Below are 18,458 nucleotides of genomic sequence, written 5' to 3'. Positions count from 1 at the left end.
TTGAACATATGTGCGCTTGACAGAACGAAAGATCTGATCTTCTGTTCCTACAAAAGAACATATGTCCTAGGGAGATGCCACGAGAATGGCCGCGATCCTGACGCAACCGCCTTTGGCGGCACCCGCTGCCGGCTTGTCATTGGCCGAGGCGCTCGAACTGCGTGGCAAAGCCGGCAAGCCAGTCCGCGTCGGCTTGATTGGCGCCGGCCAGATGGGCACCGACATCGTCGTTCAAATCTCCCAGATGACCGGTATCGAAATCGCCGCCGTCGCCGATATCGCGCCGGATCGCGTCGCGGAGGCCGCCGCACTCGCCGGGCGCAAGGGCGAGGTCGATAATGTCACCGACGAGGCCGGGCTCGATGGCGCTCGCCGCAAGGGTCGAATTGCCGCCACGACCTCGCTCGACCTGATCTGCCGCTCGCCCGACGTCGACGTCATCATCGACGCCACCGGGAACCCGGAAGCCGGCTCGCGGGTCGCGCTGACCGCCATTGCCGCGCGCAAGCATATCGTGATGATGAATGTCGAGGCCGACATTACCATCGGCTCCTATCTCGCGGTCGAGGCGGCGAAGGCGGGCGTCGTTTATACGCTGGGCGCCGGCGACGAGCCTGCCGCCGCGATGGAGCTGATCAATTTCGTCCGCGCCATGGGTTATCCGGTGGTCGCCGCCGGGAAGGGCAAGAACAACCCGTTCCGCATCGACGCGGTGCCGGCCGATTATGTCGAGGAAGCCACCCGCCGGAACATGAACCCGCGCATGCTTGTCGAATTCGTCGACGGTTCGAAGACGATGGTCGAGATGGTCGCCATCGCCAATGCCTGCGGCTTCGTGCCGGATATCCCCGGCATGCACGGTCCGGCCGCGCCGAAGGACGAACTCCAGAACTATTTCTGCCCGAAGGAAGAGGGCGGTCTGCTCTCGCGGAAGGGCGTGGTCGATTTCTCGGTGGCCAAGGGTGTCGCGCCCGGCGTCTTCGCCGTCGCCGAGATGCGCCATCCCCGCGTCCGCGAGCGGATGAGCGACCTGCATCTGGGGCCCGGCCCCTATTACTCCTTCTTCCGGCCCTATCACCTGACGAGCCTGGAAGTGCCGCTTTCGGCCGCCGCCGCCGTCATTTTCAACCAGAGTCATATGCGCCCGCTGCCGGTGCCGACCTCCGAGGTCGGCTGCGTCGCCAAGCGCGATCTCGCGGCCGGCGAGACGCTCGATGCCATCGGCGAATACGGCTATCGCGGCTTCGCGCTCTCCCGCTCTGACGCGCAAGCGCGCAAGGCGCTGCCGATCGGTCTCGCCCAGGGGGCGACGATGACGCGGCCTGTCGCCAAGGGCGAGCTCATCACGCTCGCCGACGCCACCCCCGACGAGCGGCTGAAGATCGTCGAGGTGCGCCGCGCCCAGGACGCGATGATCGCCGCGCTGACCTCCGGAGCCCAGGCATGAGCCCTGACCAGAAGCCGAACCAGCGGCCGGAACTCGCCGCGCTCGACGACGCGACGGTGGCGCAGGCGCTGACCCGCATGCATCTGATCCGCAAGTTCGAGGAAGCCGCAGAGGCGAGCTACATGCGCGGCCTGATCCACGGCACGATGCACCTCTCGATCGGGCAGGAAGCCAGCGCCGTCGGCACGACGCTGCCGCTCGAAGCCCACGACTACATCCTCTCGACCCATCGCGGCCATGGCCACTGCATTGCGCGCGGCGCCGAGCCGAAGCTGATGTTCGCCGAGTTCTTCGGCAAGGAGACCGGCTACTGCAAGGGCCGCGGCGGCTCCATGCATATCGCCGATGTCGACGGCGGCAATCTCGGCGCCAACGGCATCGTCGGCGGCGGCCTGCCGATCGCAGTCGGCGTCGGCATGAGCATCAAGGCCCAGAAGAACGGCCGGGTCTGCATGGTCTTCTTCGGCGACGGCGCCTCGAACGAGGGCGCCTTCCACGAGGCGCTCAACATGGCTTCGATCTGGAAGCTGCCGGTCGTTTTCGTCTGCGAGAACAACAAATACGGCATGTCGATGGACATCTCGCGCGCCATGGCGGTGACGAATGTCGCAGACCGTGCCGCCGCCTACGCCATGCCCGGCCATTGCCTCGACGGAAACGACCTTGCCGGCGTCGCGGCCGTGGCGCGCGAAGCGATTGCGCGGGCCCGCTCCGGCGAAGGCCCTTCGCTGATCGAGTGCAAGACCTATCGCTGGCGCGGCCACTCCAAGAGCGACCGCAATCTCTACCGGACAAAGGAGGAGATCGAGGAGTGGCGGGCGCAGGACCCGATCCGGCGCCTGGAGGACGAACTCAAGGCGCATGACCGGTTCGATGCTGCGGCGCTGATGAAGCTGGAAGAGGATGCCCAGCGCGACATCGACGCCGCCGTCGAATTCGCCCGCGCCTGCCCGGACCCCGATCCGAAAGACCTGACCCGTGACGTCTATGCCCTCTGACACCCTTGAGGCCGCGGCCGAGATTCGCGAACTCTCCTATGCCGAGGCCGTGCGCGAGGCGCTCGGCCAGGCGATGGAAGCCGACGAGCGCGTCTTCCTCTTCGGCGAAGACGTCGGCGTCTATGGCGGCGCCTTCGGCGTCTCCGGCGATCTCGTCCACCGCTTCGGCAAAGAACGCGTGATCGACACCCCGATCAGCGAACTCGGCATTGCCGGGGCCGCAGTCGGCGCCGCGATCACCGGCATGCGGCCGGTGCTAGAGATCCAGTTCTCGGATTTCGTCACGCTTGCCATGGAGCAGCTCGTCAACCAGGCGGCCAAGATCCGCTTCATGTTCGGCGGCAAGGCGAGCGTGCCGATGGTGGTGCGCCTGCCCGGCGGCTCGGGCACCGGCGCGGCCGCGCAGCACAGCCAGAGCCTGGAGGCCTGGTTCGCGCATGTCCCGGGCCTCAAGGTCCTGCAACCGAGCACCCCGCATGACGCCAAGGGCATGCTGCTTGCCGCGATCGACGACCCCAACCCGGTCCTGATCTTCGAGCACAAGCTGCTCTACAAGACCAAGGGCCATGTCCCGGCCGAAGCCTATCGCGTGCCGATCGGCCAGGCGGCGATCCGCCGCGAGGGCACGGACGTCACCATCGTCGGCTCCTCGATCATGGCCCGCAAGGCAGAGGCTGCAGCCGAGCGCCTTGCAGCGGACGGTATCTCGGCCGAGGTCATCGATCTGCGCTCGATCCGCCCGATCGACTTCACCACCATCGCCGAGAGCGTGCGCAAGACGCACCGCTTGCTGGTCGTCTACGAGGGCGTCAAGACCATGGGCATCGGCGCCGAGATCTCGGCGATGATCGCCGAGAGCGAGGTCTTCGACTTCCTCGACGCGCCGATTATCCGGCTCGGCGGTGCGGATGCGCCGATTCCCTACAATCCGGTGCTGGAGAAGGCCGCCGTCCCGCAGGAGGACGACATCGTTACCGCCGCCACCAACCTCGTGCGTCGCGGGGAAGCCTGATGCCGGTCGAGGTCATCCTTCCCAAGGTCGACATGGACATGGAGACGGGCACGATCGAAGCCTGGCATGTCAAGGAAGGCGATCTTGTCCGCCAGGGCGACACGATCTTCGAAATCGGCACCAACAAGGCCGTGATGGAGGTCGAGGCGCCGGCCAGCGGCGCGATCCGCGGCATCAAGCTCGAGACCGGCGTGCCGATCACGGTCGGTACGCCCGTCGCCTGGATCTACCTCGACGGCGAGGCCGCCACCACGCCGTCCGAGCCGGCAGCCGCTGCGGCTTCCGTGGCGGCTGCCACCTCCAACCCTGAGGGCGCGTCCCCGGCGTCAGGCGCCTCTGCGGCTCAATCTGTGGCGCCGGGCCTGCGCGCCACGCCGCTCGCCCGCCGTATGGCGCGCCAGAATGGCCTCGATCTCAAGGCAGTGGCCGGCACTGGACCACGCGGACGCATCGGGGAAGCCGATGTGAAGCGCCATCTGGAGCAACGCCCACGTTGCGCCCCCGCGCAGGAGACACGTCCCGCGCCGGTCCCGGCCGCGAGCAATTCCGAGGGCCGGCTGCAGCCCTTCTCGGCGATCCGCCGCATCGTCGCGAACCGGCTCTCCGAGAGCATGCGCACGGCGCCGCATTTCTATCTCACCTCCGAGATCGAGATGAGCGCATCCCGCGATCTGCTGCGCCGCCTCGCTGCCCGTCACGAGCGCATCGGCGTGCCTAAGCCCAGCATCACCGTGCTGATCGCCCGCATCGCTGCCCGCATCCTGCGCGACCACCCGGTCATCAATGCATCCGCCGAGGGCGAGGCGACGCGCTTCCACGAGCGCATCGATATCGGCATCGCCATGGAGCGCGACGGCGATCTCGTCGTGCCGGTGCTGCGCGATGCCGGCAACATGGATATGCCGGCGATGACGCGCGAATTCGCCAGATTGCGCGACGGCATGGCCAGGCGCACGCTGACACCGGCCGAGCTCGGCGGCGGCACCTTCACCATCTCCAATCTCGGCATGTACGGCGTCGACAGCTTCACCGCGATCATCAATCCGCCGCAGGGTGCGATCCTCGCGGTCGGCCAAACCGTCGACAAGCCTGTTGGCCGAGACGGCCAGATCGTGCTCAGGCCGATGGCGAATTTCACGTTGTCCTCGGATCACCGGATCGTGGACGGCGTCGCCGCCGCCCGCTTCATGGCCGATCTGCGCGAGGCGCTGGAAAGCCCCGAGGTGCTTTTGTGATTGAAGGGCGGTCGCGGCCGCGCAAGGCCGTGAATTGCCAGCTATAGACCATCAGAATGCAAGATCGGCCACCGCAACGGGCGCAAAGGTCGACGGCGAATAACGGAGGAGACGAAATGATGACCCAGACGAGACGCAAATTCGTGATGGCCGCAGCCTTCGGCGCGCTGCTCGCCGCCGGCCCGGCCTTCGCGCAGGCCCCCTCGGGCAAGCTCGTGCTCTACACCTCGCAGCCGGAGAAGGATGCGGCCCAGACAATTGCCGCCTTCAAGAAGGCTTATCCCAGCGTCGACGTCGACATCTTCCGCTCCGGAACGACCGAGGTGATGGGCAAACTCGCCGCCGAGATATCGGCCGGCCAGCCCGGCGCCGACGTGCTGCTGATCGCCGATGCCGCGAGCATGGAGATCCTGAAGGCGCAGAAGCAGCTTCTCGCCTATCCCGCCGCCAAGACCGACGGCCTGCAGCCCGGCTCCTTTGACGCCGACAAGACCTATTTCGGCTCGAAGCTGATCACCACCGGCATCGCCTACAACACTGCCGCGAAGGAGAAGCCGAGCTCGTGGACCGATCTCGACAAGCCCGGCTACAAGGGCCAGATCTCGATGCCGAGCCCGCTCTATTCGGGCGCCGCAGCGATCATGCTCTCCACCATGACGGCGCGTGCCGATCTCGGCTGGAAGCTTTTCGAGGGGCTGAAGGCCAATGAAGCGGTCGCCGTGCGCGGCAATGGGGCCGTGCTGCGCTCGGTCGCCACCGGCGAGAAGGCCTATGGCGTGCTCGTCGACTTCATGGCCTACAACGCCAAGAAGCAGGGCTCGCCGATCGACTTCGTCTTCCCGAAGGAAGGCGCCCCAGCGGTGACCGAGCCGGTCGCGATCGTGAAGACGACCAAGAACGAGGCCGCCGCCAAGGCCTTCGTCGACTTCATCCTCTCCGATGACGGCCAGAAGCTTGCGCTCGCCATGGGGTATATCCCGGCCAAGCCCAGCGTCGGCGCGCCGTCCTGGCTGCCGGAGGGCACCAAGATCAACGTGATGCCTTCCGACATCGCAGCCGTGGTCAAGGTGACGGAAGCCGACAAGGCCCGCTTCGCCACCATGTTCGGCAACTGAGCCCGGACGGGTGCGCATGTCACTCGCTGATACCGCGACGCTGCGCACGCGCGTCGAGGAGACGGGGCTCCTCTGGGGCCTCGTCGGTCTCGTCGCGCTGCTCTCGCTGCTGCCGATCGGGCGGCTGGTCGTCGAAGGGCTGGCCCCCGGTGGCCAGCTCTCGGCGACGGCGCTCGGGAAGGTGTTCGCCAGCCCGGCGACCTGGACGGCCACCGCCAACAGCCTGGTCACTGCGATATCCGGCACAGCGTTCGCGGTGCTGATCGGCGGGACCGTTGCGCTACTGGCGACGCTGACCGACATCCGCGCCCGCAACGCCTTCACCTTCTGCTTCGTGCTGCCGCTGATGATCGCACCGCAGGTCACGGCACTAGCCTGGCTCCAGCTTTTCGGCCCGTCGAGCACGCTGCTGAAGCTGATCGGCATGGCCCCGCCGCTCGGCAGCCGCAATCCGCTCTATTCGCGCGAGGGCATCATCCTGCTGCTCGGCCTGCAATATGCGCCGCTGGTCTTCCTGACGCTGCGTGCCGGCCTGCGCGCCCTGCCCAAGGAATTGATCGAGGCCGGCCTTGCCGCCGGCGCCAGCCCGCTCACCGTGCTGCGCACCGTCGTGCTGCCGCTGATGACCCCGCCGCTCGTCGCCGGCATCGCGCTCTGCTTCGTCTCCTGCCTCGGCAATTTCGGCATCCCGGCCTTTCTCGGCATCCCCGGCAACTTCCTCGTCCTGCCGACGCTGATCTACCAGCGCCTCGCGGGCCTCGGGCCGGGCGTGCTCTCGGAAGTCGCGATCCTGTCGCTGCTGATCGGCGTCATCGCCATGGCCGGCATCCTGCTGCAGGATTTCATGATGCGCCGTCGCGACTTCCGCATCACCACGACTTCGAGCGCCGCGCGGCCCTTCGAGCTCGGGCGCTGGCGCGCGCCGATCGAGACGCTGCTCTGGACCTTCGCGATCCTCGTCCTGGCTCTGCCGCTGCTCGGCCTGCTCAGCACGTCGCTGATCCCAGCCTTCGGCGTGCCGCTCAATGCGGCGACGGCGACATTCGGCAATTATGCCTATGTCCTCTTCGAGCACGCCGCCTCGAAGCGCGCCTTCGTCAACAGCTTCCTGATGTCGGCGGGAGCAGCGATCCTGATCGTGCTGATCTGCGTCCCGCTCGGCTACTTCATCGTCTGGAAGAAGTCGCGGGCGCTCAGGTTGCTCAACCTCGCCGCCGAGCTGCCCTATGCCATGCCTGGCGTGGTGCTCGCGATCGCCGCGATCCTGCTCTTCCTCAAGCCGCTGCCGGTGCTGGGCGTCTCGCTCTACAACACGGTCTGGATCATCGTCTTCGCCTATCTCGCCCGCTTCCTCGTGCTCGGCCTGCGGCCGATCGTCAGCGGTTATCTTCAGATCGACCGCACGCTGGAGGAGGCCGCGCAGATTGCCGGCGCCGGCCTGCCGCGCCGCCTCGCCACCATCATCTTCCCGCTGGTTGCGCCGGCGGCGGTGGCGGGCGCGCTCTTGATCTTCCTCACGGCCTTCAACGAGCTGACGGTCTCGGCGTTGCTCTGGTCTTCCGGGGCCGAGACGCTCGGCGTCGTCGTCTTCTCCTTCGAGCAGGGCGGCGACTCCACCTATGCCTCGGCGCTGGCGACGATCACCGTTCTCGTCACGGTCGCCCTGATGGCTTCGACCACTCTCTTCGCCCAAAAACTGCCCCAGGGAGTCCTGCCGTGGCGCGACTGACCATCGACCGGGCGCAGAAGCGCTTCGGCTCCTATATCGCCCTGGACGACGTCTCGATCGATGTCGAGGACGGCGAGTTTCTGGCCGTGCTCGGTGCGTCCGGCTGCGGCAAGACCACGCTGCTGCGCCAGATCGCCGGCTTCGACAAGCTCGACGGCGGCGCGATCCGCATCGGCGACCGGCTCGTCTCCTCGTCCGAGCAGCACGTTCCGCCCGAGCATCGCAAGCTCGGCATCGTCTTCCAGTCCTATGCGCTCTGGCCGCATATGACGGTGGCGGAGAACGTCGCCTATGGCCTGACCGTCGCCGGCGTGCGTGATCCCGAGCGGGCTCGCCGCGTCGCGGCGGCGCTCGATCTCGTCGGCCTGAACGGTTTCGCCGAGCGTCGACCGGGCATGCTCTCCGGCGGTCAGCGCCAGCGCGTCGCGCTCGCCCGCTGCCTCGTCACCGAACCCTCGCTCGTTCTGCTCGACGAGCCGCTCGCCAATCTCGACGTGCATCTGCGTGCCTCGATGGAGGAGGAGTTCTCCCGTTTCCATAAGCGCACCGGCACGACCATGGTCTACATCACCCATGATCAGGCCGAGGCGATGGCGCTGGCCGATCGCATCGCCGTGATGGATCGCGGCCGGCTGCTGCAGCTCGCCACGCCCTCGATGCTGTATCGCGAGCCTGCCAACATCACCGTCGCCGGCTTCATCGGCGACGGCATGGTGCTGCCGGCGACCGTGCTGTCGACGCCCCGGGCCGGCCGCTGCAAGGTCAGCGTGCTCGGTGTCGAGGCGGTGGTGCGCTGCCGGCCGGATCAGGCCGTTACCGACCAGGCGAAGCTCTGCCTGCGGGCACGCGATATCGGCATCGCTCCCTCCGGACGGGAGGGGCTTTCGGCCATGGTGGAACGGCTCTCCTATCAGGGCGGCTTCTTCCGGCTCGAGGCACGCCCCGCCGCCAGCAACGACCTCGTGCTGCATCTCGATGCCGCCGAGCCCGCGCCGGCCCAGGCCGGCGATGTGATCCGCATCTCGATCCATGATGGCTGGGTCATCCCCGAAGCCGGGATCATGGACAAAGCCGCATGAGACCGGCCGCATGAAAATCAAGATCCATGGCGGGGTCGGCGAGAAGGGTCGGACCTGTATCGGTATCGAACATGGCGGGACCCGGCTTCTGCTCGATGTCGGCGTCGACACCAGCGCGCCGCGGGGCCCCGACTACTACCCCGTGATCACGCCTGACGAGCTGAAGCGGCTCGATGCGATCATCGTGACCCACGCCCATGAGGACCATGTCGCGGCGCTGGGCTGGTGCCTCACCCACGGCTTTGCCGGCCGCATCCTCATGACCGCAGAAAGCGCCGCCGAAACCGACGCGACGCTCGCGGCTTATGCGACGCCGCAGGAGCGCGCGGTGGCCGCGGAGAGCACGCCCGAGATCATCGCCGCTGGCGAGGATTTCAGGCTCGGCCCGATTGCGATCCGGACCGGCCGCAGTGGGCATGTCGTCGGCGGTGTCTGGTGCCATCTGAGCGCCGAAGGCCGCAGCGTCGGCTACTGCGGCGACGTTGTGCCGGCGAGCCCGGTCTTCGCCATGGATCCTCTGCCGCCTTGCGACCTCTTGCTGATCGACGCCTCCTATGGCGAGGATCGCGTCCCCGCGGCAGAGCGTGGCGCCACCATCTCCCGCTGGCTCGCGGGGCATCCGCAAGGCGCAGTGCTGCCGACGCCACTGTCCGGCCGTTCCATCGAGTTGCTCGGGCTGATCCAGGGGCCGATCGCCATTCATCCGTCGATGAAAGCGGCGTTGGCCGAACAGATTGCGGCCTCCGCCTGGCTGAAGTCGGGCGCGTTTGATCTGTTATCGGCCCGGCTCGCCGACGCTGTTTCATGGCAGGAGGGTCAACCATTGCCGGTGGCTGCGCTACTCTGCGACGACGGTATGGGGCTCGCGGGGCCTTCGAGAGCCGCTCTCGCCCAGGCGCGCCGCGACGGTCACCCGGTCCTGCTGACCGGTCACATCCCGAAAGGCAGCCCCGCAGATGCCATGCGCACAGCGGGGAAGGCCGATTGGTTGCGCTTCCCGACCCATCCGACCTTACCCGAGAACGCCTGTATCGCGGCGGCGAGCGGCGCCCGGCGCGTGCTCGCTCATTCCTGCGATGAGCCGACAGCCCGCGCGCTCGCAGCCGACATTCCCAACCTCGTCGCCGATCTCAAGCCTGGCGACGTCATCGAGGTCTGACCATGCGAATCCTAATCGCCAATGATGACGGTATCGATGCTCCTGGTATCGCACTTCTCCGCCGTGCGGCGGCTCGCGTGGCTTCCGACATCTGGGTGGTTGCGCCGGAACGGAAGTGGACAGCGGCGAGCCACCATCTCTCCTTCGACCGCGATCTGACGCTCACGCGGCGCGAGGAACAACACTATGCGCTCGACGGAACGCCGGCCGATTGCGTCGTCGCGGCGATGACGGTGCTGTTCCGCAACGGCGGCCAGCCGGACCTCGTGCTGTCCGGTGTCAATGACGGGCGCAACGCCGCAGAGGACGCCGCCTATTCCGGCACGCTGTCGATCGCGCGCGAGGCGAGCTTCTGGGATATTCCGGCAATCGGTTTTTCGCGCACCAGGGGCGGCACTTCGGAGGAACAGGACGTGGCTGCGCTGGCCACGTTGATAGAGCAGCTCTGGACAAAGCGCAAAGACTGGGTGCGCGAAGGCGTCTTTCTCAGTGTCAACCTGCCGAAGGCGTTGCCGGCTGAGGCTGAACTCGCCTCCATCGGTCGCGACAAGATCGCCGCAGCTGCCGATATCCAAACGGAAGACGGCAATCGCATCGTCTGGCGCATCCGCCGCGGACGACCTCATAGCCACAGAGCCGGTGACGAGAACAGCCTGATCGATGCAGGCCGTATCGCAATCGTGCGTCATTGCTGGTCTGACGGAGCGCCTCTTCCCCAAAGCTTCGCCATGGGTCTCAACGCCGCCCAGCAGCCTGTTTCGGCAGGAGAATTTCATCCGACCGAAGCAGAATGACTGCCTATAGATCCCGGCACTGCGATGGCCAAAGCCCCACCTAACTCCAAGCCTCTCCCACAGGTGGCTGCCGTGCCGGTGCGGCGCCGGCACGATGGTACGGCGGAGATTTTGCTGGTCACGACCAGGTCAACCAAGCGATGGACGCTTCCAAAAGGTTGGCCCGTCAAGAAGCTCAAGGGATCAGAGGCAGCCGCTAAAGAAGCGTTTGAAGAGGGCGGCGTTGTCGGCCGCATTCGCAAAAAGCCTATAGGACGCTATCTTTATTGGAAGCGTATGGATGGGTATTTCAGCCTTTGTAAGGTTCGTCTCTATGTGTTGAATGTTGCTGCAGAGCACTCCGATTGGCCGGAAAAGGGTGAGCGCTTACGCAGTTGGTTCAAATGGCAAGATGCAGCGGATCTGGTCGAGGAACCTGGGCTACGTAAACTTCTGAAGGGCGTCTGCATTTGAGTGATGATTGGACGCCCGATTGACACAATCGATGCGGCTCACTCTATCGAACGCAGTCTCCGTCGAATGAAAGTTGCACGGATCTGAAAGTACGGTTCACTGCACCTCGTCATCCAGCGTGCAGCGCGCCACGGTCCAGAGATCGGTCATTGGCCGAGCGCGGCCTCTCCATCGGCGACAAAGTGCGGAACTGCGCCCATCGCTCCCGATTGGCATGGCACCTGCGACGCCTTCTTCAAGCACGCAACCGGGCGCGTGAAGGAGATCCAGCGCGTCGCCCGCGTCCATCGCGACCCGTTTGAGCCGATCATGCCGGTTCTCGAAGCCGAAAGCCCGGTCGGGGAATATCGCAAGATCACCGAGGAAATCCTCGCCCTGCTGCCCGATCCGTCGCGCTATCCGCGCCAGGCCGCGGAAGCCGTCCGCTCTTTCCTGATGCTTCGGTTTGGCCTGCATCTCGGGCTTAGACAGAAGAACCTGCGCCAGCTCCTGGTTTGCCCGCGGGGGCAGATCCCGCGCTCAGAACGTCAGCTGGAGGACCTTAAGCGAGGCGAGCTGCGCTGGAGCGACAGGGATGGAGGCTGGGAGGTCCTGATCCCTTCCGTCGCCTTCAAGAACGCGACGTCGTCGTATTTCGGGAGCAAGCCGTTTAGGCTGGTTCTGCCAGATTTCGGCGGGCTCTACGAACAAATTGAAGCCTATGTCACGTGCCACCGCCGCGTGCTGCTGGCTGGCGCCGATGACCCTGGCGCCTTTTTCGTGAAGACGGTCAAGCGGACGAGCTCGGATGCGGCTTACGACCAGACCACCTTCTACGAGCCATGGCGGCTGACGATCCAGCGGGATGGAAGCGGCGGGCGGGGCGGTGCGCGGACGCCTGCGCGTCAGCGCCACGATTCCGTTCGGAACGATGTTTGTTGCCCCGGCCATGCAGGTGTTCATTGCTCGCAATCCGCATCTCATTGTCGATCTGAGCTTCACGGACGGCATAGTCGATCTGCTCGCTGAAAAGACCGACGTCGCCATCCGCATGGGAAACCTGCCGGATAGCGGCCTGATCGCGCGCAAGCTGGGACAGAGCCGGCGCATTGTCTGCGCAGCGCCCCCTTACCTGGAACGCAGGGGCAAGCCCCAGAAGCCCGCCGATCTTGAGCGTCATGACTGCCTGACCTTCAACTTCCGTCGCGCACGGCCGTCATGGCCGTTCCGTCACGAGGATCGGGATCTGGAGCAGCCAGTCATGGGAAGCCTTGTCGTGAACAATGGTGAGACGATGAAGCAGATGACGCTTGCTGGTGCCGGCATCGCGCGGCTCGGGCTGTTTCATGTCGCCGAGGACATCGCGGCAGGCCGGCTAGTGCCTTTTTTAGAGGACTGGCACCCGGGCGATCTGGAATTGGTTCACGCGATCTATGTCGGTGGCGGGCCGGTGCCCCACCGAGTGCGTGCCTTCATCGAACATATGATCGAAACCTTGGCTGGATCGTCGCTCCTGAACGTAGCGTCTTAGCCAGAGGTATCTCGTCGTACTGGCAGGTCTCCGTGACTTGGTGAGAGTTTGCTATATCCGCTTCCGAGCGAGGGCCGAACGTCCGCTGATGGCGCGATGGAGCCGGCCAGTTTTTTCAGCCATCATTCAGCGCAGATGCTCCGGCGTGCCGGCAGCAGCACTCCTGGACTCCGTTGACCTGGGGAGCCGGCGTCACGACTGAGCCAGACGCGATGGCTCCCCTACAAGACCTCGAATCTTCCGACATAAGCGGCCAGCTCATCGGGCGTCCCCTTCGGGAATGCCTGTCTGAGATGGTCGAGGAAGGCCGACACGCGCGCGCTCAGCAGGCGGCGGGTTGGATAGAGCGTCCACAACGTAATCTCCGGTCCTCCCACATCGCCCCAATGGATCAGCTTGCCGTCGCCGAGATCGTGACTGACGAGCGATATCGGAAGGCGCCCAGCACCCACCCCCATTCGCACGGCATCCCGCACCATGATCAGCGATGACAAGCTCAGGACCGGATTGACTGCGACCTCCGACTTACCCTTTGGGGTCTCGATGTTCCAGACTTCGCCTTGGCGGGCAGGGCCACGCACGACGACCGGAACGGCCGATCCATCCAGAGGCCTCCGCAGTTTCGGGCTCGCTACCACCACCAGCCGGTCTCGGAGGAAGACCCGTCCGACGAGGCTTTCATCGGGCTCGGGATTGACCCGGATGACGAGGTCATAGGCCTCCTCGACCATGTCGACAGGTCGGTCCTCGGTCGTGACCTCAAGCCGGACATCCGGATATTTCAGCGCAAAGCCTGCAGCCAGCTTCCCCATCGCGATCTGGGAGAAGAGCAACGGCGCGCTGATCCGCAGCCGGCCTCGGGGGCTGTGTCCCCCTGAGGCGATTGCCGCAGCCGTCTCGCCCAGTTCGGTGAGCAGTTGGCCCGTCCGCTCGAACAGCGCCCGTCCTTCCTCGGTCAGCTTCAGGACGCGAGCCCCGCGCTCAAACAGTCTCAGGTCGAGGCTGGCCTCCAATTCCGCAACACGGCGCGACAGCGTCGCCTTCGGGCGGCCTGCGGCGCGTGAGGCTTTTCCGAACCCTCCGTAACGGGCGACGAGATTGAAATCGGCGAGGGCGAGCAGGTCCATGTGTTTCACCAGTGAGACGGTCTGTCCAGATATGGCGTCTATTGGCGCGGATGTGGATCGCTAAATTCAGGGCAGCCAAACGGCTCAACCCAGGAGTGACCTCCATGACCATTCTCGTAACCGGCGCGACCGGCAATGTCGGCCGTAACGTCGTCGAACAGCTCGTCACCCGTAGCGCCGATGTGCGTGCCCTCGTCCGCGATCCCGCCAAGACCAGATTCCCCGCTGGCGTCGACGTCGTCCAGGGCGACCTTCTCGACGTCGATGCGCTACGCGGCGCCATGTCCGGCGTCTCGACGCTGTTCCTGCTGAACGGGGTCGTCGCCGACGAATTCACTCAGGCGCTGATCGCGCTCAACGTCGCCCGCGAGGCGGGGATCAAGCGGATCGTCTACCTCTCGGTGATCCACAGCGACGTTTACGTGAACGTGCCTCATTTCGCGGGCAAGTTCGGGGTCGAGCGCATGATCGAGCAGATGGGCCTCAACGCCACCATCCTGCGCCCGGCCTATTTCATGGACAACGAGATCACGATCAAGGACGTGGTCACCGGCTACGGCATCTACCCGATGCCGATCGGCAGCAAGGGTCTTGCGATGATCGACGCGCGCGATGTCGGCGAGATCGCCGCGATCGAACTGATCCGTCGCGAGCAGTCGGCCACGCCGCTCCCGCTCACCCGCATCAACCTGGTCGGTCCCGATACGCTGACCGGCGCGAGCGCCGCAGCCATCTGGTCGGATGTCCTCGGCCGCACGATCGCCTTCCCCGGCAACGATATCGCCGCCTTCGAGCAGAACCTGCGCCAGTTCATGCCGAGCTGGATGGCGCTCGACATGGGCCTGATGGCCGAGCGCTTCCTGACCGACGGCATGCTCCCCGACAGTGGTGACGTCGACCGCCTCACCACCCTGCTGGGCAGGCCGCTTCGCTCCTACCGCGACTACGTCGCGCAGATCGCCGGCTGACATCCGCCATTCCGAACAAACCGACAAGGACCATCGTCATGATCTATTCGACCGCCACCGTCCCGGTGAATCCGGAAGGCGAGACCAAACTCACCCGCGCGCAGGTCTGGAAGGGCCTGGAGCTGAAGGCGCGCGATGCGCGCCTGTTCCTTCCGCCCGGCTTGTGCACCCGCTGCGACGTAACGGAGGAAAGCGCGACGCATTTCGTGCGCGAGGCCACCATCGCCGGTGCCGACCTGCGCGAGATCATCACCCTCGAACCACAGAGCAAGGTGACCTTCTTCCAGGCGACCGGCCCGCGCGAAGGCGCGATCATCAACGAGCTGTTCGAGGATGAAGCAGGCGAGCTACAGCTAAAATTCTACTGTTACCTCGGACTGCGCGGCAAGGCGCCGAACGGTCCCGAGGAACACGTCGAACAGGCCCAATTCGACAGCGACAAAGGCTACAAGGCCGCCCTCCTGTCCACGCTCGAGCGCACCCGCGAGATGCTCGCCGAAGGCAAGCTCTGATCCTCGCCTCCCTCATGATCCAGCGAACAGAAGGAGGGCACATGACCGATGTCAGGAGCGGGCACGGTCGGGTCGTGAGGAAAATTGAGCGGCAAACGTCGCGCAATCTGTTCCGGACTTAGGACCGTGCCCATCGTCGCTCTTGTCGACGTCCCTTCCAAGCGACCATGGGGCCGACGACCGCGGTCTCGTTGGGCGCAACCACCAAACCGGCCAGACACTCCTGCACATAAGTGCGCAAGGTGTTCGGCAGCCCATCTCGCCGCGGCAGCCCGGAACCTCAGGAAGCTCGCCAAGCTCCTGCCAAATGGGCCACAGATCGGGGCCACGTGAAAGGCGAAAGCGCTCGCCGGCAAAATCGCAGCTGTTGATCGCCTCGCTCGCAGGCCGATTTTTTCAACGGTTTCCGCCCACAACGGTCCCTGTGACAGCCGCTTTCGGGAAGTCTAACTTGCATTGCCAGGCAGGGTGTAACTGGCCCATTCCGGACGTCTAGAGTCGGATGAGATTTCTTAAAATCGCTGGCTTGGTTGAAGGCGGTCGGGGCGGACGCCGAAATGTGACAGCGCCCATCGATCAGGCCGCGTAGCGCAGCAGTTTCTCGTGCAAGGCCTTGGGGATAGTGATCCCCTCGGCGGCGGTGCGGAGCCGGACTCCGCTGCGCCGCCCGCCCGGCAGGCGCGCGCCCTCCTGTTCGGTGATGGCGCTGAACAGGCGTTCGAGCCGCTCACCTGAGCCGGGACCAGCGATCGCGCCGGTATCGATCGCGACAAAGAACTGGCCAGTGCGCGGCGAACCACCGAGATTGTCGGCGAAGGAGGAGGCATCGATCGAAAGATTGGCGCCGGTCAGCCAGGCTGCGAATATTTCGACGATGAGCGCGAGCCCCGCGCCCTTGTAACCGCCGGCCGGCACCATCGTGCCACCCGCCAGCGCCGCCTGCGGATCGGTCGTGGGATTGCCGGCACTGTCCAGCGCCCAGCCGAGAGGGATCGGCTCGCCGCGTTGCTGGTGAACGACGATCTCGCTCTTGGCGACGACGCTGGACGACTGGTCGAGGACCAGCGGGTCAGCCCCGGCGCGTGGCACCGCAAGCGCGATTGGGTTCGTGCCGAAGACCGGCTTCGTGCCGCCCATCGGCGCAATCGAGGCCGGCGCATTGACGAAGGCGAGAGCGAGCAATCCTTCGCGTCCCAATCGCTCGACATGGTAGCCGACGACGCCGCAATTATAGGAATTGGTCACCGCGAGCGCGGCGATGCCCTGCGCCTTTGCCGCCTCGCACAGGGCGGGCAGGCCGAAATCGATGGCCGGATGGGCGAACCCCCCCTTCGCGTCGACGCGGACCAGGCCGGGCCGGGGGCTATCCAGGACTGGACGAGCCTTGCCGTCGATCTTGCCGACCTTGGCATGTTCGCAATAGGTCGGCAGCCGGGCGAGGCCATGGCTGTGGATGCCCTCTGCCTCGGCCGCGACCACCGAAGCGGTGATCGCGGGTTCATTGCGCGCATCGACGCCGCAGGCGGTCAACACCCGCCGGGTCAGCGCTTCGACGTCGGAGAGGCTGAGATGGACGGCGTCCATTGGCTGATCATCGCTCATGCGACGGCTCCCATCTGCTCGGAGTAGCCATAGAGCGAGACGGCTTTTTCGGGGCTGATCATGCCGTCGGCGAGGTCCTTGGCGATGCGCTGCGGATCGCGCTTCAGCGGATCGCCGAAGCCGCCGCCGCCCGAGGTCTCGATCGTGACGACGTCGCCGCGCTTCAGCGGAATGCCGGAGATCTTCGAGCGCAACGGGATCCGCGATCCATCGGGCCGTGTAATCGTCATGCTGCTGAGCGAGCCAGGCTGGCCGCCATGGACGCCATGCGGCGGGAAGCGGAAGCGCTCGAAATGGGCGCCGAGCTTGCCGGCATCGGATTCCAGCCGCCATTCCCTGACGAGCCCGAGCCCGCCGCGGAATTGCCCGGCGCCGCCCGAATCCGGGATCAGTCCGTATTTCGTGAAGGTGACCGGGTACTTCGCCTCGACCATCTCGATCGGCGCATTGGTGTTGTTGTGCAGCCCGCAGGAGAGCGCGCTTGCACCGTCGCCGCCGGCATGGCCACCCCAGCCGCCGACCTCGATGTCGAAATAGACCTGCCCTTTGCCCTTCCGGCCGATCGTCTGCAGCGCATAGACATAGGAGATCGCGTAGTAGGCCGCTGGAATGCGCTGGGGCGCGATCTCGGCCAGCGCCCCAAAGACGGCGATCGCGATGCGGTGATTGATCACCATGCGCCCCGCGACGGGTGCCGGGAACACGGCATCGACGACGCTGCCCTCGGGCAATGTCACGGTGACGGGCCGGTAGCAGCCGGAATTCGCGGGAATGTCGCCGCCCAGCGCGGCGAGCAGAGCGTAATAGACGGCGGAGCAGGTCATGGCGCGGGTGTTGTTGACCGGGCCGCTGACCTGGGGGCTGGAGCCGGCGAAATTGAGCGCGATGCTGTCACCGGTCTTGACGATTTTCACGGCGAGTCGGATCGGCTCGTCGGATTGGCCGTCATCGTCGACCAGCTCGACGAAGCAGGCCTCGCCATCGGGCAGCGCCTTCAGCCCGGTGCGCATCATCGCCTCGGAGCCGTCGAGGATCGCCGCCATTGCGGCAGCCAGCGAATCCGCGCCGTATTTGCGGGCCATGCGGGCGACGGCGCGCTCGCCGATGCCGAGCGCCGCGATCTGCGCGTTGAGGTCGCCGCGCGTCTCGTCGGGCTGGCGGACATTGTGCAGCAGCATCTCGAAGACGCCAGTGTTGAGCACGCCCTTTTCGACGAGCCGAAGCGGCGGGATTCGGATGCCCTCTTGGAACACCTCGGTCGCGGCGGCGTAGTAGCTGCCGGCGGCGGCGCCGCCGACATCGACATGGTGGCAGAGGGTGCCGACGATGCCGACGCGCCTTCCATCGACGAAGACGGGCCGGAAGGTCTGGATATCCGGCAGGTGCTGGCCCCCGGAATAGGGATCGTTGGTGACGATCACGTCGCCGTCCTGCCATTGGTCGAGCGGGATGAAGCGGTCGAGGATCGTGCGCAGGCAGTCCGACATCGAGTTGAGATGGACGGGGATGCGCGCCGACTGGGCGATGTTGTTGCCTTCCGCGTCGAAGACGGCAGTCGAGAAATCGAGAATCTCGCGCACCACGGTCGAGCGGCTGGTGCGCCAGATCGTGATGCTCATCTCCTCGGACGCCGCGACCAGCGCGTTGCGGATGACCTCGAGGCGGATCGGGTCGATGCCCGGCTGAGGGTTGGACATGGGTTTCGTCATGATCTGGGA

At 65.8% G+C, this 18,458-nt stretch carries 15 protein-coding genes and 3 pseudogenes; 14 read left to right on the top strand and 4 right to left on the bottom strand.

Going from position 1 to position 18,458, the window contains the following annotated elements; all coding sequences use genetic code 11:
• The first annotated feature begins 85 nt into the window (after window positions 1-85).
• The 12 genes and pseudogenes from GY40_RS20420 to GY40_RS20370 form a co-directional block, all read left to right on the top strand.
• Complete coding sequence (locus GY40_RS20420) at window positions 86-1,447, top strand: NAD(P)H-dependent oxidoreductase (RefSeq protein ID WP_051988342.1); 1,362 nt, start codon at window positions 86-88, stop codon at window positions 1,445-1,447.
• Window positions 1,444-2,445: a thiamine pyrophosphate-dependent dehydrogenase E1 component subunit alpha gene (locus GY40_RS20415; protein ID WP_038366223.1), complete on the top strand. Its 1,002-nt coding sequence runs from the start codon at window positions 1,444-1,446 to the stop codon at window positions 2,443-2,445. Before GY40_RS20420 ends, GY40_RS20415 begins: the two co-directional genes overlap by 4 nt.
• The gene (locus tag GY40_RS20410) at window positions 2,435-3,457 is read left to right on the top strand and encodes an alpha-ketoacid dehydrogenase subunit beta (protein WP_038366220.1); all 1,023 of its coding nucleotides are present in this window, start codon (window positions 2,435-2,437) and stop codon (window positions 3,455-3,457) included. The genes GY40_RS20415 and GY40_RS20410 overlap by 11 nt, the downstream gene beginning before the upstream one ends.
• Complete coding sequence (locus GY40_RS20405; protein WP_038366217.1) at window positions 3,457-4,692, top strand: dihydrolipoamide acetyltransferase family protein; 1,236 nt, start codon at window positions 3,457-3,459, stop codon at window positions 4,690-4,692. The genes GY40_RS20410 and GY40_RS20405 overlap by 1 nt, the downstream gene beginning before the upstream one ends.
• 116 nt (window positions 4,693-4,808) lie before the next feature.
• Window positions 4,809-5,807, top strand: a complete 999-nt coding sequence (locus GY40_RS20400) for an ABC transporter substrate-binding protein (protein ID WP_051988341.1) — start codon at window positions 4,809-4,811, stop codon at window positions 5,805-5,807.
• 16 nt (window positions 5,808-5,823) lie between these two features.
• Window positions 5,824-7,536, top strand: coding sequence for an ABC transporter permease (locus GY40_RS20395; protein WP_051988340.1), 1,713 nt, complete (start codon window positions 5,824-5,826; stop codon window positions 7,534-7,536).
• Window positions 7,524-8,615 (top strand): ABC transporter ATP-binding protein, encoded by a 1,092-nt coding sequence (locus GY40_RS20390; protein ID WP_038366214.1) that lies wholly within the window; start codon window positions 7,524-7,526, stop codon window positions 8,613-8,615. The genes GY40_RS20395 and GY40_RS20390 overlap by 13 nt, the downstream gene beginning before the upstream one ends.
• 10 nt (window positions 8,616-8,625) lie before the next feature.
• Window positions 8,626-9,774 carry an MBL fold metallo-hydrolase gene (locus GY40_RS20385; protein WP_038366211.1) on the top strand — a complete coding sequence of 383 codons (1,149 nt, stop codon included), beginning with the start codon at window positions 8,626-8,628 and terminating at the stop codon, window positions 9,772-9,774.
• A gap of 2 nt (window positions 9,775-9,776) precedes the next feature.
• Entirely contained in the window at window positions 9,777-10,568 is a 792-nt protein-coding gene (locus GY40_RS20380) for a 5'/3'-nucleotidase SurE (protein WP_038366208.1), read from the top strand.
• 72 nt (window positions 10,569-10,640) lie between these two features.
• Window positions 10,641-11,021: an NUDIX hydrolase gene (locus GY40_RS27230; protein ID WP_248311232.1), complete on the top strand. Its 381-nt coding sequence runs from the start codon at window positions 10,641-10,643 to the stop codon at window positions 11,019-11,021.
• A gap of 207 nt (window positions 11,022-11,228) precedes the next feature.
• A pseudogene (locus tag GY40_RS28325) lies at window positions 11,229-11,870 on the top strand (hypothetical protein); the annotation flags it as partial.
• Window positions 11,869-12,531, top strand: a pseudogene (locus GY40_RS20370) (LysR substrate-binding domain-containing protein); the annotation flags it as partial. The pseudogenes GY40_RS28325 and GY40_RS20370, both read left to right, overlap by 2 nt.
• Before the next feature lie 221 nt (window positions 12,532-12,752).
• Here GY40_RS20370 and GY40_RS20365 read toward each other — a convergent pair.
• Window positions 12,753-13,658 carry a LysR family transcriptional regulator gene (locus tag GY40_RS20365; protein ID WP_038366202.1) on the bottom strand — a complete coding sequence of 302 codons (906 nt, stop codon included), beginning with the start codon at window positions 13,656-13,658 and terminating at the stop codon, window positions 12,753-12,755.
• A 104-nt stretch (window positions 13,659-13,762) separates the two neighbouring features.
• On the opposite strand from GY40_RS20365, the gene GY40_RS20360 reads away from it, so the two are divergent.
• Entirely contained in the window at window positions 13,763-14,626 is an 864-nt protein-coding gene (locus GY40_RS20360; RefSeq protein WP_038366199.1) for an SDR family oxidoreductase, read from the top strand.
• Window positions 14,627-14,664: 38 nt separating this feature from the next.
• Window positions 14,665-15,138 carry an SRPBCC family protein gene (locus GY40_RS20355; protein ID WP_038366196.1) on the top strand — a complete coding sequence of 158 codons (474 nt, stop codon included), beginning with the start codon at window positions 14,665-14,667 and terminating at the stop codon, window positions 15,136-15,138.
• Between the two features lie 62 nt (window positions 15,139-15,200).
• Here the strand turns inward: GY40_RS20355 and GY40_RS28320 are convergent.
• The 3 genes and pseudogenes from GY40_RS28320 to GY40_RS20345 all read right to left on the bottom strand — a co-directional run.
• A pseudogene (locus tag GY40_RS28320) lies at window positions 15,201-15,379 on the bottom strand (IS30 family transposase); the annotation flags it as partial.
• Between the two features lie 335 nt (window positions 15,380-15,714).
• Window positions 15,715-16,740, bottom strand: coding sequence for an Ldh family oxidoreductase (locus tag GY40_RS20350; protein WP_038366193.1), 1,026 nt, complete (start codon window positions 16,738-16,740; stop codon window positions 15,715-15,717).
• Window positions 16,737-18,437 (bottom strand): hydantoinase B/oxoprolinase family protein, encoded by a 1,701-nt coding sequence (locus tag GY40_RS20345; RefSeq protein WP_051988339.1) that lies wholly within the window; start codon window positions 18,435-18,437, stop codon window positions 16,737-16,739. The genes GY40_RS20350 and GY40_RS20345 overlap by 4 nt, the downstream gene beginning before the upstream one ends.
• Between the last annotated feature and the right edge of the window lie 21 nt (window positions 18,438-18,458).

Source organism: Allobosea sp. UNC402CLCol (assembly GCF_000745475.1).
Lineage (GTDB): Bacteria > Pseudomonadota > Alphaproteobacteria > Rhizobiales > Beijerinckiaceae > Allobosea > Allobosea spartocytisi.
Note: the sequence above shows the minus strand (reverse complement) of the source record. Positions and strands in the feature narration are given on the sequence as shown.

What these genes read in the sequence shown, in the direction of transcription:
- GY40_RS20405 (WP_038366217.1), top strand. Translation starts at nt 3,457, where the DNA reads ATGCCGGTCGAGGTCATCCTTCCCAAGGTCGACATGGACATGGAGACG.
- GY40_RS20410 (WP_038366220.1), top strand. Translation starts at nt 2,435, where the DNA reads ATGCCCTCTGACACCCTTGAGGCCGCGGCCGAGATTCGCGAACTCTCC.
- GY40_RS20365 (WP_038366202.1), bottom strand. Translation starts at nt 13,658, where the DNA reads ATGGACCTGCTCGCCCTCGCCGATTTCAATCTCGTCGCCCGTTACGGA.
- GY40_RS20420 (WP_051988342.1), top strand. Translation starts at nt 86, where the DNA reads ATGGCCGCGATCCTGACGCAACCGCCTTTGGCGGCACCCGCTGCCGGC.
- GY40_RS20355 (WP_038366196.1), top strand. Translation starts at nt 14,665, where the DNA reads ATGATCTATTCGACCGCCACCGTCCCGGTGAATCCGGAAGGCGAGACC.
- GY40_RS20400 (WP_051988341.1), top strand. Translation starts at nt 4,809, where the DNA reads ATGATGACCCAGACGAGACGCAAATTCGTGATGGCCGCAGCCTTCGGC.
- GY40_RS20360 (WP_038366199.1), top strand. Translation starts at nt 13,763, where the DNA reads ATGACCATTCTCGTAACCGGCGCGACCGGCAATGTCGGCCGTAACGTC.
- GY40_RS20395 (WP_051988340.1), top strand. Translation starts at nt 5,824, where the DNA reads ATGTCACTCGCTGATACCGCGACGCTGCGCACGCGCGTCGAGGAGACG.
- GY40_RS20350 (WP_038366193.1), bottom strand. Translation starts at nt 16,740, where the DNA reads ATGAGCGATGATCAGCCAATGGACGCCGTCCATCTCAGCCTCTCCGAC.
- GY40_RS20415 (WP_038366223.1), top strand. Translation starts at nt 1,444, where the DNA reads ATGAGCCCTGACCAGAAGCCGAACCAGCGGCCGGAACTCGCCGCGCTC.
- GY40_RS20380 (WP_038366208.1), top strand. Translation starts at nt 9,777, where the DNA reads ATGCGAATCCTAATCGCCAATGATGACGGTATCGATGCTCCTGGTATC.
- GY40_RS20345 (WP_051988339.1), bottom strand. Translation starts at nt 18,437, where the DNA reads ATGTCCAACCCTCAGCCGGGCATCGACCCGATCCGCCTCGAGGTCATC.
- GY40_RS20385 (WP_038366211.1), top strand. Translation starts at nt 8,626, where the DNA reads ATGAAAATCAAGATCCATGGCGGGGTCGGCGAGAAGGGTCGGACCTGT.